Below are 15,002 nucleotides of genomic sequence, written 5' to 3'. Positions count from 1 at the left end.
GTCGCCAGGCCGCTCTCCTGCTGCTTCAGGATCGCGATGATCTGCTCTTCGCTGAACCGTGATCTCTTCATTCCATCCGTCTCCTTCGTTGGGACGGACTCTACCTCAAAATAGAAGAGGAAACGGGGCTCAGGTCAGTTGGGACGGACTCTACCTCAAAATAGAAGAGGAAACGGGGCTCAGGTCACTTCCAGGGCCGCCCTCGCCTGCAGCAGCTCGTCGCGGGTGGTGTTCAACTGTGCCTCGGTCTCCGACGCATCGCCCCGGAGCGCCTCGACCTCGGAGCGCAGGGCATCGCGTTCCGCGACGAGTGCCGACAGCATCTCGTCGTGCTCGGCGCGTTCATGGTCCATGGCGTCACGGTCGGCCTGCCGCGCACGGCGCAATTCCGCGGCGGTCACGTCGGCCATGTCGCAGGCCCGCTTCCACATCCCGTGCGCGAAGCGTTCGAATTCCTCTTTTTCATCTCGTCGGGCAGGTCCGGGGCGTTCGCGACCACCGCTTCCTCGGCGAGGATCTTTTCCTTGGCGGCCCGCATCATCCGGGAGAACTCGCGTTCGGATCCGCCGATCTCACTGAGCAGGTCCTTCCAAGGCATCCATTTGCCCGGGTTGTCGCGCCGGAATTCGCGCAGCCGTTGCTCGATCACCCGCGGGCGCTCATCTTTCGGGATCGTTGTCGTATCCGTCATCTCTGTGTCCTCGCATCGGTCGTGGTAGGTCGTTGGTAGGCGCACTACCGACACCTACCGACACCGCCCCCTGCAGGCCGGCGCGAAGGAAATGGGGGCGTTCGCGACGCAACGGAAAAATCGCGTCCCTGAGGTAAGCAATGCGGAGCCCAGACACTTCCTTTTGAATAAACGCCGGCAATTGATCCGCGACCCGATCCTTCCGATAAAGGCCAGAGAAACAACAGGCTGGCGGAACCAATGCCAGAAAGGGAGGGCAGATGAGCATCGAGAAGACGCTCTTCGCGGCGCCGACAAGATGCGCGGATCCATGGACCCGGGCGAATACAAGCACGTGGCCCTGGGCCTGCTGTTCCTGCGCTACATCGGCACTGCCTTCCAGCGAAAGTACGACGAGCTCCTGCCCGAAGGAGAGGAGGTGGCCGAGGACGCCGATGAATACCTTGCAGAAGGCATCTTCTGGGTACCCGAAGCCGCACGCTGGAGCACACTGGCCGCAAACGCCAAGGACAAGGGCATCGGGGTCAAGGTCGACAACGCCATGCGCGCGATCGAGGCCGACAACGAGCAGCTCAAGGGCGCGCTCCCGAAGGTCTTCGGTCGCGAGGTACTCGACCCGGCCATCGTCACCGGCCTGATCGACCTCTTCTCGAACATCGAGCTCGACGGCACGCCCAGGGACTTCGACCTGATCGGCCGCATCTACGAGTATTTCATCTCCGAGTTCGCCAGCAACGAGGGTAAGCGCGGCGGCGACTTCCATACGCCGAAGCCGGTCGTCGAGCTCATCGTCCAGATGATCGAGCCCGCGCGTGGCCGCCTGTATGAGCCCTGCCACGGGTCCGGCTCCTTCATGGTCCAGTCCGAGAATTTCCTGGAGGCGCACAAGTATCGCCGCGCCGACCTCGCAATCTACGGGCAGGAGCGGAACCACACGACCTCCGGCCTCGCCCGTATGAACCTCGCCATCCGCGGGATCGTCGCGAACCTGCAATGGAACGCCGAGCGCACGCTGCTCCGAGATGCCTTCCCGGACGAGAAGTTCGACTACGTGATGGCCAACCCGCCCTTCAACGTGTCCGACTGGTCCGGCGACATCCTGGCCGAGGATCGGCGCTGGAAATTCGGCACGCCCCCGGTCGGCAACGCCAACTTCGCCTGGATGCAGCACATCTACGACAAGCTGGGTAGGTCACCGCCCGCAGCAGGAATATCCCGCCGCTACCGTGGCCGACTTTCGCACCGACGTTCTCAGCAAGAGAATTGTTCAAAAAACCTGCGCCACGCCCGGCTTTTTTGTGCGGCCACCCAACCGGGCAGCAGGATCAGGCCGAGGTCTCCTGCGCGACATGGTCGGCGAAGCTGGCGAAGAACTTGGCGGCGAGCTTTTTGGCCGTGCCCTGCACCAGGCGGCTGCCCAGTTGCGCCAGCTTGCCGCCGATCTCGGCCCGCGCGTCGTAGGACAGGCGGGTGCCGCCGTCTTCCTCGTCCAGGGTCACGACCGCGCCGCCCTTGGCGAATCCGGCCGCCCCGCCGTTGCCCTGCCCGTCGAGCGAGAACTTCTCGGGCGGGGCCTCGGGGTGCAGCGTTACCGTGCCCGCGAAGCGCGCCTTCACCGGCCCGATCTTCAGGGTGACCTTGGCGGCGAACTCGTTCTCGCCGGTCTTTTCCAGCTCTTCGCAGCCCGGGATGCTGGCGCGCAGAACCTCGGGGTCGTTCAACGCATCATAAACCCGCTCGCGCGGTGCCGGGATGAAGACGTCTTCCTTGAGTTCCATAGGCTCCTCCTCAACAACATGGAAACTTGACGCGCGCCAGGATCTCGGCCCGGGACGCGGACAGGCGAGGGCGCACCAGGCGCCGGATGATCGATACGACCCTATGCATCGTCACGCGCGCCGCTGCGGCGGGCGGCGACGATCTGCGCGAGGATCGACAGGGCGATCTCGTCGGGCGTGATCGCGTGGATGTGCAGGCCAGCCGGCGAACGCACGCGGGCCAGGGCAGCGGGATCGGCCCCTTGCGCCACCAGCGTCTCGGACAGGGCCGCGAACTTCCGGCGGCTGCCGACGAAGGCGACATACTCGGGGTCGCGCGCCATGGCCTGCGACATCGCCCGCGCATCACCGGCCCCTTGCGTCGCGACGACGACAAAATCCGCGCCGGGCCAGGCCCCGACATCCATGAGGGTTCCGGCCTGCGCGTCGAACGCCCCCGCGGGAACATCGGCGCCGTCGGCATGGGCAAGCGTGCGATGGAAATCGAACCCCTCCGAAAGCCGGCCCAATGCCATCGCGACCGGGCCGGCGCCGCACACCAGCAGGCGCGGCTTGGGCAGTACCGGCTCGATGAAGATGTCCAGAGCCCCCCGGCTGGGGCATCCGTTGCGGGCGTATTCCACGCCCTCGTGGGTCTCGCCCGGGCTCACCCCGTCGGCGGCCAGAAGATCCTCGGGGCGCAGCGACAGGAACTTCGTGACGCCCTCGGCAAGGGCGGCCCGCGCCGCGCGGCCGACGGCGCCCCGCACGCATCCTCCCCCGAGAAAGCCTGCCAGGATGCGTCCGTCACCGTCCACAAGTGCCCGCGCACCGGGCCGGGCCGCGGTCGAGGCCATCGTGCGCACCACCGTCGCGACCGCGAAGGCGGCGCCTTGCCCACGCAGGCGGTGGATTTCCTGGTCCAGGTCGGGGTCGGTCGGCATCATCACGTTCACAGCCGGGTCAGCTCTTTTTCTAGGGCGGCCAGATCGTCGAGGGTGGTCGCCGGGTGGAACAGGTCGAGGTGCGGGAGCGCGGCCGCCATCCCGCGGGCCACCGGCGCATAGCCCGCCCAGCCCTTCAGCGGATTCAGCCAGACGACCTTGCAGCCGCGTTTCTTCAGCCGTTCCAGCGCGGCGGCGAGCACCTCGGGCGGATCGCTGTCATACCCGTCCGACAGGATCATCACGACCGTGCGACCACCGACGCTGCGCCGCGCCGGGCCATGGGCGAAGTCGGACACCGCTCCGCCGATGCGGGAACCGCCGCCGAGCCCCTCGGACAGAAGGCTGAGCCGGTTGACCGCGCGCAAGGGGTCGGGGTCGCGCAGGGCGTCCGAAATGCGCACGAGGCGGGTGTGGAACAGGTAGGCGTCGGTATCCGGGTCGGCCCGCATCAATCCCGACAGGAAGGCGAGATACGGCCGGGCATAGCGGATCATCGAGCCCGACATGTCGCACAATGTCACCAGTCGCACCGGGCGGTCGGGCCGGGCGCGGTTATGCAGGCGCAGAGGCTCGCCGCCGGTCGACAGGCTGGAACGCAGGGTGCGACGAAAATCCAGGCGCGCCCCACGGCGATCGGCACGGCTTCGGCGCGAGCGACGGTCACGCAGAGCCGCGCCCAACCGCCGGGCGACAGTCTCGGCGGCGCGGATGTCCCCGGGCGACACCAGCTCGCGCAAGTCGCGGCTGCGCAGGTGGCCGGCCTGCACCGCCTGCAGCCGGCCGGTGTCCCCTGCCCCGGCCGCATCCCCGGCGCCGTCGTCGGGGGCGTGCCGTTTGCCGGGCGCCGCACTCTCGTCCTGGTGATCGGTGCGGCTGTTGCGACCGCGCGCGGCGGCCGCATCGGCCGGCTTCGGCACGGCGCGGGGGCGGACACGGCCGGCATTCAGCCAATAGGCGTCGAAGGCAGCGTCGAACCGGGTGGCGTCCTCGGCCCGGCCGGTGCAGACGCACTTCAACGCCAGCCGCGCCGTCTCTGGATCGAGGGCGTCAAGCTCCGTCAGCGCCGCCTGCGCCAACGCGGTCTCGGCGACGCCCAGCGCGAAACCGTTGCCGCGCAGGTGGGCCATGAACCCCGCCATGCGCGCGGCAGGCCCCGGATCGCGGGCGGCAAAGCGCGTGACGCGACTCATGCCGCGCGACCCGCCAGGCGCGCGGCCACCTCGAGCGGGACGGCAGCGCGATCGGTTTCGGTTTTCAACAAGGTGGCCAGGCTGGCCACCAGCGCGTCGGGATCCTCCGTCAGGTCGGCCAGACCCAGCCCGGCCAGCGCCGCGGCGAAATCCAGCGTCTCGGCGATGCCCGGAACTTTCTCGAGATCCTCTTCGCGCAGTTTCTGGACGAAGGCGACGATCTGGCCGGCGAGGCGCGCCTCGACCTCCGGATTGCGCGCCTTGAGGATGGCCAGTTCGGTCTCACGGCCGGGAAACGGGATTGTGGCATACAGGCAGCGCCGGCGCAGGGCGTCCGAAAGGTCGCGGGTGCCGTTCGCCGTCAGGATCACGATCGGGCGCGCGGTCGCGCGGATCGTGCCCAATTCGGGCACGGTGATCTGGTAATTGTCCAGAACCTCCAGCAGGTAGGCCTCGAATTCCTCGTCGGCGCGGTCGATTTCGTCGATAAGCAACACCGGTGGCGTATCCTGTGTGATCGCCTGAAGGAGCGGCCGTTCCATCAGGTAGTCGCGCGAAAAGATGCGCTGTTCGACCGCGACACCCGATTCACCGTCATGAAATTCGGCCGCGGCGCGGATCGCCAGGAGCTGTTTCTGGTAGTTCCACTCGTAGATGGCGTGGGTCGCGTCGAGGCCCTCGTAGCACTGCAGCCGGATCAATCGCGTGCCGCGCAGATCGGCCAGCGCGCCGGCGACGGCGGTCTTGCCGACACCGGCCGGCCCTTCCAGCAGCAGCGGGCGGCCCAGCCGCAGGGCCAGGAACAGCGCCATTGCCAGGTCGTCGGGCGCGACATACCCGGTGCGAGCCAGGTCGGTCTGGAGGTCGCGGAAGCTCATCGTGGAAACCCCGTCGGTTGCGTCCGGGGGCGCGGGCTGCAGCGCGCACCCCCGGGGGTCATGTCAGCCGTGCAGGCCCAGGTTGTTCGCGGTCTTCCAGATACGCCAATGGTCGTGCGGCATGTGGCTCTGCCGCAACCCGAACGCCCGGAAGGCGTCATGCACGGCGTTCGAGAAGGCCGGCACCCCGCCGACGTTCGGGCTTTCGCCCACGCCCTTGGCGCCGATCGGGTGATGCGGGCTGGGCGTTTCGGTGTAGTCCGAGGTGTAGTTGGGCGTTTCCCACGTGGTCGGCAGGAAGAAATCCATCAATGTGCCGGTCTTGACATTGCCGATCTTGTCATAGGCGATTTCCTGGCCCATCGCGATGGCCAGCGCCTCGGTCAGACCGCCGTGAACCTGCCCCTCGATCACCATCGGGTTGATACGGGTGCCGCAATCGTCAAGCGCGTAGAACTGCCGGACCTCCCATTCGCCGGTATCCACGTCGATCTCCATCACGCAGATATAGGCACCGAAAGGATAGGTCATGTTCGGCGGGTCGTAGTAGCTGACGGCTTCCAGGCCCGGTTCGACCCCCGGAATTGGCTGGTTGTAGGCGGCATATGCCACGTCCTTCATGGTCTTGAACCGTTCCGGGGCCCCCTTGACGACGAAACGGTCAACATCCCATTCGACGTCGTCGTCGTGCACCTCGAGCAGGTAGGCGGCGATCATCTGCGCCTTGGCGCGGATCTTGCGTCCCGCCATGGCCGTGGCCGCCCCCGCCACCGGGGTCGAGCGCGACCCGTAGGTGCCCAGCCCGTAGGGCGCGGTGTCGGTATCGCCCTCTTCGATGGTGATCGAGTCGGCCGGCAGACCGACCTCGCTGGCCAGGATCTGCGCGAAGGTCGTGGCGTGGCCCTGCCCCTGGCTGATCGTGCCCAGCCGCGCGATGGCCGATCCCGTGGGGTGAATCCGGATCTCGCAGCTATCGAACATGCCCATCCCCAGGATGTCGCAGTTCTTGACCGGCCCCGCACCCACGATCTCGGTGAAGTGGGTCAGCCCGATGCCCAGGAGTTTGCGGGTTTCGCCACGCCTGAACGCCTCGACCCGCTCGGCCTGCTCTCGGCGCAGACCGTCGTAATCGACCGCCTTCAACGCCTTGTCCCAGGCGGTGTGGTAATCGCCGGAATCGTATTCCCAGCCCAGCGCCGAGGTATAGGGGAACTGCTCGGGCTTGATGAAGTTGATGCGCCGCAACTCGGCCGCGTCCATGCCCAGCTCGATGGCCAGAATCTCGATCATCCGCTCGATGAAATAGGCCGCTTCCGTCACCCGGAACGAACACCGGTAGGCCACGCCGCCCGGGGCCTTGTTCGTGTAGACGCCATCGACCCCGACATAGGCCGCGGGGATGTCATAGCTACCGGTGCATATGTGAAAGAAGCCGGCGGGAAACTTCGTTGGGTCGGCACAGGCGTCGAAGGCCCCGTGATCGGCCGTCACGTGACAGTCGAGCGCGGTGATCTTGCCTTCCTTCGTGGCCGCGATCTTGCCCTTCATCCAGTAATCACGGGCGAAGGCGGTGGACATCAGGTTGTCCATCCGGTCCTCGACCCATTTCACCGGCTTGCCGGTGACGATCGAGGCGACGATCGAGCAGATATAACCGGGATACACGCCGACCTTGTTGCCGAATCCGCCGCCGATATCGGGCGAGATGACGCGGATGTTGTGCTCTTCGATGCCGGACAGAAGGCTGGCGACGGTGCGCACGACATGGGGCGCCTGGAACGTGCCCCAGAGGGTCAGCTTGCCGTTGATCTTGTCCATGCTGGCGACGCACCCGCAGGTCTCCAGCGGGCACGGGTGCGTGCGGTGGTAATAGACCATTTCCTCGGCCACGACCTCGGCCTCGCCGATGGCCTGGGCCGTGGCGTCCTTGTCGCCTTCCTCCCAAAGGAAGATGTGGTTGTGATGCCGCCGCGGACCGTGGGCACCGTCGGCGCCGGCCTCGAGATCCTCGCGCAGCACGACATCCGACTCCAGCGATTTGAACGGGTCGGTGATGACCTCCAGGTCCTCGTACTCGACCTCGACCGCCTCGACGCCGTCGGCCGCGGCATAGCGATCCTCGGCCACGACATAGGCGACCTCCTGACCCTGGAACAGTACCTTGCCATCGGCCAGCACCATCTGCTTGTCGCCGGCCAGGGTGGGCATCCAGTGCAGGCCCAGCGGCTCGAGATCGGCGGCGGTCAACACCGCCACGACGCCCGGCACCTTCATCGCCGCCTCGGTGTCGATGCTCTTGATCCTGGCATGGGCGTGGGGCGAGCGCACGAAATCCCCGAACAACATGCCCGGCAGTGTCACGTCGTCGATGTAATTACCCTTGCCCTGGGTAAAGCGCGCGTCCTCGACCCGCTTGCGCGAGCATCCCAGCCCCTTCAGCGCTGCCGTGCGCTGTTCGCGATCCTCGAAATCCTTCATTGCGCCGCCTCCTTCGCCGCGTTCATCTCGTCCGCCGCGGCCAGCACGGCCTTGACGATGTTCTGGTAGCCGGTGCACCGGCACAGATTGCCGGACATGCCGAAACGCACCTCTTCCTCGCTGGGGTTCGGGTTGTCCTGCAAAAGCCGCCAGGCCCGGGTGATCATGCCGGGCGTGCAGAACCCGCATTGCAGGCCGTGATGCTCACGGAACATCTCCTGCAGGACGTGCATCCCCTCGGGGGTGGCCACGCCTTCGATGGTCGTGATCTCGGCCCCCTCCGCCTGCACGGCGAAAACGGTGCAGGACTTCACCGACTTGCCGCCGAGATCGACGGTGCAGGCGCCGCAATGGCTGGTTTCGCAACCGATATGCGCACCGGTCAGGTTCAGCCGTTCGCGCAGCGTGTGGATCAGAAGCTCGCGCGGATCGACCTCGATCGTGCGGGCCTCGCCGTTCACGGTCAGCGTAATCTCTGTCATGGCTTGCTCTCCTCCCGGTTCAGGCGCGCGACCAGGCGCGCTTGACGGCCCGGCTCAGCATCACGCCGGCCACATGCCGCTTGAATTCGACAGGGCCGCGATTGTCCTCGCTGGGCTCGATATCGCCCTGCATGGCGTCGACGGCAGCTTTGATGGCCGCGTCGTCGCAGTCGGTTCCGATCAACGCGGCGCCGGCGGCCTCGGAAAAGGCCGGCACATCCGACAGGTTGGTCATCGCGATCGCGGCGGTCGCGACCTTGCCGCCCTCTTTCGTCAACTGCACCGCGGCTGCCGCTGTCGCGTAATCGCCGATCTTGCGCTTCTGCTTCTCATAGGCCCAGCCGCCCGTTTGCACCGCGAAACGCATCCCGGTCAGGATCTCGTCATCCTCTCGCTCTGTCATGTAGGCGGCGATGTAGAAGTCGCGCGCCTTCACTGCGCGCGCGCCACCCGGTCCGACCAGGTCGAACTCGGCATCCAGGCATTGCATCAGCGCCGGCATGTCGTTGCCGGGATCGCCGTTGGCCACATTGCCACCGACGGTGCCCATGTTGCGCACCTGCGGGTCGGCGATCAGCATCGCCGTTTCGCGCAGGATGGGCGCCGCCTGCGCCAGCGCATCACTGGACACGATCTCGGACTGGGTGACCAACGCCCCCAGCCGCACCTGCCCGTCCTCGACCGAGATTCCACTCAGGTCCGACAACCCCTGAAGGTCGATCAGGTGAGGCACATCGGCCATGCGCAGTTTCATCATCGGGATCAGGCTGTGTCCGCCCGCCACGACGCGCGCGTCGTCGCCATGCGTTCCCAGCAGCGACACCGCCTCCGGTACGCTCTGGGGACGGTAGTATTCGAACGCCCCGGGTATCATGGGCTCCTCCCTCCGCAAGTTTCCTGGGAGAGGATGGTGCGAAGGAAGACCTGCCCGGACCACGCGCCGTGAACGAGCGCGCCACTCCTTGTCACGAAATGCGACCTGCGCGCATGAACAGCGTTCGCACCCGCAGAACCGCCCGCTACAGCCCCAACCGGTCGCGCACCTCGGCCAGATGCGACCGGCTGACGGGCACCTTCTCGAGCGCGGGCGCCGCGTCGAAATGGCAAACGCCGGTATCCTTCTTCCGCTCGAAGGTGCTGACGCGGTCAAGGTTGACCAGGTAACTGCGATGGGTGCGTGTCAGGACGCTGTCGGGAATCCGGCGCGCGACCTCTGAGATCGACCACGGGCAGAACAACTTCTCGTCGGCGGTGTAGACAAGCGTGTACCGCCCCTCTGCCCGCACCGCCAGGACGTCGTGCGGCTTGACGAAATGCGTCTGGGCGTTCTGCTCATAGGGCAGTCGCGTGATGCCGGGGCTGACGCCATCGGGCCCCGCGGGCGCGGGCGCCGCGGGCGCCACGCCCTCGACCGCGACCGGGGCAGGCAACGGGTCCGGCGCGGCCGGCGGCGGGCCAGGCGCCTCGTCCGGCTCGGCCATCGCCGGGGCGCCGCCATCGCTGCCGCGCCGCGACAGGCTTTCGACGAAGCTGGCGCCGGACAACAGGAAGCCCCCCGACAGCACGAACGCCGACAGCGTCACGCCGAAGGCCAGGATGTCGTTGCCCATCACGAGCCCGACCCCGTCGCTGGGCGGTGACGCCCGGAACCCGGTGCCCCACATCGCCACGAAATGAACCGTGAACACCGCCAGCCCGAATCCCAACGTGCCGACCAGGATGTTGACATGGCTGCGATGCGAATAGCACGCGAAGACCGACGTCACCCCCAGGACCATCGAGACCGCAAAGGCCAGCGCCACCCCTGAAACGGAATAGACCGGCTGGCACAGCTCGATCCCCGACATCCCGATATAATGCATCACCGGGATCCCGATCCCGATGATCCCGCCGGCCAGCACGATCTTGCCCGTCGTGCGCCGCCCGGTGTGCAGGACAAGCAACGCCAGGCCCGCGATCAGGATCGCCGTCAAAGCCGAGATCATCGTCGTCAGCGCGTCGTAGTAGAACAGCACCGGAAGCTCCAGGCCCAGCATCGCGACGAAGTGCATCGACCATATGCCCCACCCCAGGATGACGGCCGCGATCGAGATGACGATGCGGCGCCGCGTGTCGTCCAGGGCCGAGATGCCCCGGGTCAGCGACAGGCCCGAGAACCCGGCCATAAGCGCGATCGCGAGCGACGCAAGCACGAACACGCTATCGTGGCTATACTCCAGCATGGGTCAGTGATCCTCCCGACATGCAAACTATCGAAAAACGACGCGATGAACACGGGGCAAGAGGCTATCGCGTCGGTCCTCCGCCATCGGCCAAGCGGGAACGTGGCACGGCAGTTGCCTTCAACATCTCCAGCGCCTTTATTGAAAAGTGGCGCACAAGGGGCTGAGCTGGATCAACACGATCGTGGGCGACATCCCGCATGATCGGATCATCCTGGAACTGGTGGAAGCCATCGTGGATCGCGAAGGCGATGCCGTTGCCCGTGCCGTCGCAGAGTTGCGTGAGCGCGGCGTGCGAATTGCGCTGGACGATTTCGGCATCGGCCAATCGACGCTGGAACGCCTGCAACGGGTGCCGGTGGATTTCGTCAAGATCGACCGGCATTTCATAAATGCAGCATTCAATACGCGGCGCGACCGCGATATCCTCAACGGCATCATCGACGTGGGCCTTGTCAGCGACGCGGCAACGGTGGTGGAAGGCATCGACACGCAGGCGCAACTCGACCTTGCGCAGGAGCTCGGCGCGACCCATGCGCAAGGTTTCTTTCTCGGGCAGCCGGCCCCGATCTCACATTGGTCGACACCGGTGCAGGCCTCGGCGTCATCCCATTCCACGCCGACGAACTTGGTGAAGCTGCCACATCAGATGTCGCATCCCGGAAGGTAGTCCGGCCGTTTCCTGAACAGCTCAGGCGCAAACGGTGGCCGGGTACCAACCTTCCACCGCTTTCCGGGTCATGCGATCTGTGGACCGGCGGATGTCCCTGACGCGTCCAAGCGTGGTTTACTCCTCGGATACCAAATTGCTGCCACAATTCCTTGGAACAGAAATCGAGGGCAGTAGAAAAATAGTAACGGGCAGGTGCCATGCCGAGCATACAGATGATCAGCGCCGCGGGGATCACCGCGACGGACACGAGCGGCAACCCGACGACGCTCGGGCAGACATCGCAGGGAGAGGGGTCGCATCTGGGCTCCATCACGCTGGACACGGCCGCGGATTTCCAGGAGGTCACGCTCGACGACAGTGCCGGGCGCGCCGACTATTTCGAGGACAGCGAGGCGCAGACACTCTCCAACGCCACGACGATCGACGGCACCACCTACGGCGCCGGCACGAACGTCGAGTCCGAGTACCGAATCACGCTTCAGGACTCCGACGGCAACAACTACTTCGCCTGGGCCGTGGAGGTGGAGGACGGAGACGGCACCGGCTACGAGAACGTCGTCGGCCTGACCTTCGAGGGCGGCAACGTCCCGCCGCGCGGGGAGGAGTTGACCGTCGTCGACAACACCGACCTCTTCGCCCTTCCCGGCAACAACACGCAGGAGTTGCAGTACTCCGACGGCGTGCCCTGCTTCACGGCGGGCACCCTGATCGAGACGCCGTCCGGCCCGCGCCCGATCGAGACGCTGCAGACCGGCGACCGCGTCATGACACGCGACAACGGGCCGAGGACGCTGCGCGGGGTCGCCCGCCGGCGCCTGTCGGGGGCCGCGCTGCGCGATGCACCCCATCTGCGCCCCATCCGGTTCGAGCCCGACAGCCTCGCCCCCGGCATACCGGCGCGGCGGACCTGGCTCTCGCCCCAGCACCGCGTCCTGATCGCGACTCCGCGCAGCGAACTCTATTTCGGACTGCCGGAAACCTTCGCCAAGGCAAAGCACCTTGCCGGCCGCGCCGGTATCAGGCGCGACGACCGGGCCGACAGCGTTACCTATTTCCACCTTTTCCTCGAGGACCACGAGGTGCTGCTCGCCGACGGGATGTGGTCGGAAAGCTTCTTTCCCGGCAGCACGATCCGGCGCGACGGCGACGCCGATCTGGTGGCCGAGATGGCGGAACTTTTCCCCGATGCACTGGAGCCCGACGGCAGCATGACGCTGGTGCGCCCCGAGCTGCGCGGCTGGGAAACCGCGCTGCTGCCCGACTGTACCTGTTCCTGAACAAGGAAACCAAAGTGGCCAACGTACCAAGTCAATCACTAAGTCGGCACCAATGACGTGGGACACCAGCGCGCGTAAAATCAATCACTTGGGCTCATTTCGGGAATCCCCTACGGGCTGCCACTTATCCTTTTAAGTTATTGGTTTTGTGGCCGAAATTCAGAAGGCTGAATTTCTATACATTCTCTAATGCAAGCGCACAGGCTGCCCGAAAGCCCCATAGACGCTCACGAAGACGTGACCGCATGTCGCACCCTGTCCTTTCTGTGGGCTGCGTTTGTTCCCCGAATGCGCTAAGCCTACGACATGAGAACCGGCAAGATACCATTTCGCTTCGACATGACGGACCTTTTGGGCCGCGCCTGCCAACGCTACACCAAGCATGTTGGCGACGTGACCTTGAACCTTCCCTTCGTCAGTATCGCGGTGAACCCGAAGGACAAGGAACGGCAGGTTGCGCGGGAACTTGTCATTCGCCTTGCTGACAGGCGCGTGCTTTCTGCGTGGGAATGCTGCGACGGCTGCATTGATAACGCGCTTACGTCGCTCCGTGAGATACGCGGCATTCTGGTAGATAAGCAGGTTGAACTTGCCGACCTACAAGACGGTTCGCTTTACCTGCTTGTTGACGCCATGGCGTTAGGCATTCGGCAATTTCTTACCTACGAAGAATTGCTTAACAGGTCCGACGATGCCCCGCCGCACCCGCGTTTCGGAGAATTCTACCGCCCGCCCGACATTCGGGAAGCCTACTTTGACGCGCTGGAAGTGCTGCGTGGGCACCTTAGCCGGTGCTTGGGCCAAGTTGCTGCGATTGGCGGCATGGACCTTCCGCAAGACGGCTTGGTGAAGAACTATCAGGGCGGTTGGCAAATCGAAGCCTACGAAGCCTTGCCAATCGAACATGACAAGCCGTCGTAAAAAGAAACCCCGGCTGCGTCGGTGCACGCGAACCGGGGGCAGTTGCCCTTGGCACTAGGGATTGTTTGTCAGGGGTGTTCGCACAGGGCCGCGACGGTTGACCGCTGATCGGCGGTGCGCGCCCGCAGGCAAGCGCGCATGCGTCGTCCCTCGCCTTGGTCAACCACGCCATCCTGAGCCGAGGACGGACGGCAGCCGCGGGCGCACGCGCTGCAGTTTGGCTCCGAACCAGAGCGAAATGGCCAGAGGCGGCAAGGCAGCGGCAAGAAACATCGCTTGCGGGCCATGATTTGCCGCCAGGACGCCCGCCAGCGCCGGCCCCAGCACACTGCCGATGGCCATGCCGAGCAGGGCCGCCGTGAAGCCCAGCGTGCCGCGTCCGGGGAAAAGCCGCAGGCTCCAGAACGAGAATACCGCACTCACCATCATGATTGCCGCGCCGTGCAGCCCCGATGCCGCGAGCACCGCGCTCCATGACGTCGGTGCCAGGCCAACCAGCGCGAGCGAAAGCGCCCCCGCAGCAAAGATCACGCAGAAAAGCGGTGCGAGGCCGTACCTGGCCTCCAGCCGGCCGGTGGCCAGGCCGAGCACGCCGCAGATACCGTAGCCGAAAAAGATCACCGTCGCGGCGGCCGCGTCGGGCAGGCCGGGCAAGCCGCCGGCCGCCGCCACCCGGTCGGCCGCGAAGGAAAGGAAAACCGCGTTCGTCATGCCAAAACACAGCGCGGTCGCATAAAGCGGCATCGCCGCCCGCTGGGTCAGTCGCGGACGCGGCGCCATGACCTCGGGCCCCGGCTCCGGGCCGAAGTCTCCCGGCAAACCGGCGTGGACGATCTCGGCGATCGCGTTGCGGGCGGGGCGCAGGCCGCGCCTGGAGGAGGGCACACCGACCCGGGCGGCCACCGCCAGCCCCAGCCCGCCAAGTGCAAAACCGATCCATGCAACGCGCCAGCCCACCACGTCGTGGGTCACGGCCACCGCGAGGCCCGCGGCGGCGAGGACGCCGAATGTCGTGCCCGTCGATATGATCGAAAGGGCACTGGCGCGCGCCTCGTTCGACAGCACACGCTCGGCGGCGTCGTTGAACGGCGCCCAGCACAGGCCCGCGCTTGCCCCGGCCAGCGCGATTCCAACTGCCAGAACACTGGGCGCCCCGGCGGATGCCACCGCCACGAAACCCGCCGACGCAAGGATCGCGCCGGTCGTGACGGGCAACCGCGCCCCGTAACGCGGACCGAGCCAGGCGCTGGCCAGCAGCGCCAACAGGAACGCCAGGAAACCGCCGCTGGCGATCAAGCCGGCCGTCGACGTCGAAAGCGTGAATTCTTCGCGAAAAGCCGGCAGGAAAAGCCCGAAGCCCATGCGGGCGGGCCCGAAGGCAACCGCGGTGGCGACGAAGCCGGCCAACGTCAAACGAGCGGCTTGTGACATCCGGAACCTCGCGCGGAACGTGTTTGATCGGCAATGGCGGGGTCATCCCGCCGGC

14 protein-coding genes and 1 pseudogene are annotated in these 15,002 nt (G+C 66.1%); 4 read left to right on the top strand and 11 right to left on the bottom strand.

The genetic code is table 11. The features are described from left to right. Positions 1-179: 179 nt before the first annotated feature. Together CEF10_RS15235 and CEF10_RS15230 are read right to left on the bottom strand one after the other, a co-directional pair. Entirely contained in the window at positions 180-431 is a 252-nt protein-coding gene (locus CEF10_RS15235; RefSeq protein ID WP_101069036.1) for a hypothetical protein, read from the bottom strand. After that, positions 398-691 (bottom strand): hypothetical protein, encoded by a 294-nt coding sequence (locus tag CEF10_RS15230; RefSeq protein ID WP_157933048.1) that lies wholly within the window; start codon positions 689-691, stop codon positions 398-400. Before CEF10_RS15230 ends, CEF10_RS15235 begins: the two co-directional genes overlap by 34 nt. A 91-nt stretch (positions 692-782) precedes the next feature. Between CEF10_RS15230 and CEF10_RS15225 the strand changes: the two are divergent. Further along, a pseudogene (locus tag CEF10_RS15225) lies at positions 783-1,826 on the top strand (type I restriction-modification system subunit M); the annotation flags it as partial. Positions 1,827-2,016: 190 nt separating this feature from the next. On the opposite strand, the gene CEF10_RS15220 reads toward CEF10_RS15225, so the two are convergent. From CEF10_RS15220 to CEF10_RS15185, 8 genes are all read right to left on the bottom strand, one after another. Continuing rightward, on the bottom strand, positions 2,017-2,469 hold the full coding sequence (locus CEF10_RS15220) for a CoxG family protein (protein ID WP_101069034.1): 453 nt from the start codon (positions 2,467-2,469) through the stop codon (positions 2,017-2,019). Between the two features lie 101 nt (positions 2,470-2,570). Beyond that, a complete protein-coding gene (locus tag CEF10_RS15215) occupies positions 2,571-3,392 on the bottom strand; it encodes an XdhC family protein (RefSeq protein ID WP_101069038.1) in 822 nt (273 codons plus the stop codon). Between the two features lie 8 nt (positions 3,393-3,400). Then, a complete protein-coding gene (locus CEF10_RS15210; RefSeq protein WP_101069033.1) occupies positions 3,401-4,585 on the bottom strand; it encodes a vWA domain-containing protein in 1,185 nt (394 codons plus the stop codon). Next, on the bottom strand, positions 4,582-5,463 hold the full coding sequence (locus tag CEF10_RS15205; protein WP_101069032.1) for an AAA family ATPase: 882 nt from the start codon (positions 5,461-5,463) through the stop codon (positions 4,582-4,584). The genes CEF10_RS15210 and CEF10_RS15205 overlap by 4 nt, the downstream gene beginning before the upstream one ends. 63 nt (positions 5,464-5,526) lie before the next feature. Continuing rightward, positions 5,527-7,941, bottom strand: coding sequence for an aerobic carbon-monoxide dehydrogenase large subunit (locus tag CEF10_RS15200; RefSeq protein ID WP_101069031.1), 2,415 nt, complete (start codon positions 7,939-7,941; stop codon positions 5,527-5,529). After that, positions 7,938-8,423, bottom strand: a complete 486-nt coding sequence (locus CEF10_RS15195; protein WP_101069030.1) for a (2Fe-2S)-binding protein — start codon at positions 8,421-8,423, stop codon at positions 7,938-7,940. The genes CEF10_RS15200 and CEF10_RS15195 overlap by 4 nt, the downstream gene beginning before the upstream one ends. A gap of 19 nt (positions 8,424-8,442) precedes the next feature. After that, positions 8,443-9,297, bottom strand: coding sequence for an FAD binding domain-containing protein (locus tag CEF10_RS15190; protein ID WP_101069029.1), 855 nt, complete (start codon positions 9,295-9,297; stop codon positions 8,443-8,445). A gap of 145 nt (positions 9,298-9,442) precedes the next feature. Then, complete coding sequence (locus CEF10_RS15185) at positions 9,443-10,645, bottom strand: MHYT domain-containing protein (RefSeq protein ID WP_101069028.1); 1,203 nt, start codon at positions 10,643-10,645, stop codon at positions 9,443-9,445. A gap of 148 nt (positions 10,646-10,793) precedes the next feature. On the opposite strand from CEF10_RS15185, the gene CEF10_RS15180 reads away from it, so the two are divergent. The 3 genes from CEF10_RS15180 (at position 10,794) to CEF10_RS15170 (ending at position 13,516) form a co-directional block, all read left to right on the top strand. After that, positions 10,794-11,315: an EAL domain-containing protein gene (locus tag CEF10_RS15180; protein ID WP_101069027.1), complete on the top strand. Its 522-nt coding sequence runs from the start codon at positions 10,794-10,796 to the stop codon at positions 11,313-11,315. 215 nt (positions 11,316-11,530) lie between these two features. Further along, a complete protein-coding gene (locus CEF10_RS15175) occupies positions 11,531-12,595 on the top strand; it encodes a Hint domain-containing protein (RefSeq protein WP_232796533.1) in 1,065 nt (354 codons plus the stop codon). Between the two features lie 306 nt (positions 12,596-12,901). Beyond that, entirely contained in the window at positions 12,902-13,516 is a 615-nt protein-coding gene (locus tag CEF10_RS15170) for a hypothetical protein (protein WP_157933047.1), read from the top strand. A 159-nt stretch (positions 13,517-13,675) separates the two neighbouring features. On the opposite strand, the gene CEF10_RS15165 is transcribed toward CEF10_RS15170, so the two are convergent. Then, the gene (locus CEF10_RS15165; RefSeq protein WP_157933046.1) at positions 13,676-14,923 is read right to left on the bottom strand and encodes an MFS transporter; all 1,248 of its coding nucleotides are present in this window, start codon (positions 14,921-14,923) and stop codon (positions 13,676-13,678) included. Between the last annotated feature and the right edge of the window lie 79 nt (positions 14,924-15,002).

This window comes from Roseovarius salinarum (assembly GCF_002834145.1).
Taxonomy (GTDB): domain Bacteria; phylum Pseudomonadota; class Alphaproteobacteria; order Rhodobacterales; family Rhodobacteraceae; genus Roseovarius; species Roseovarius salinarum.
Note: the sequence above shows the minus strand (reverse complement) of the source record. Positions and strands in the feature narration are given on the sequence as shown.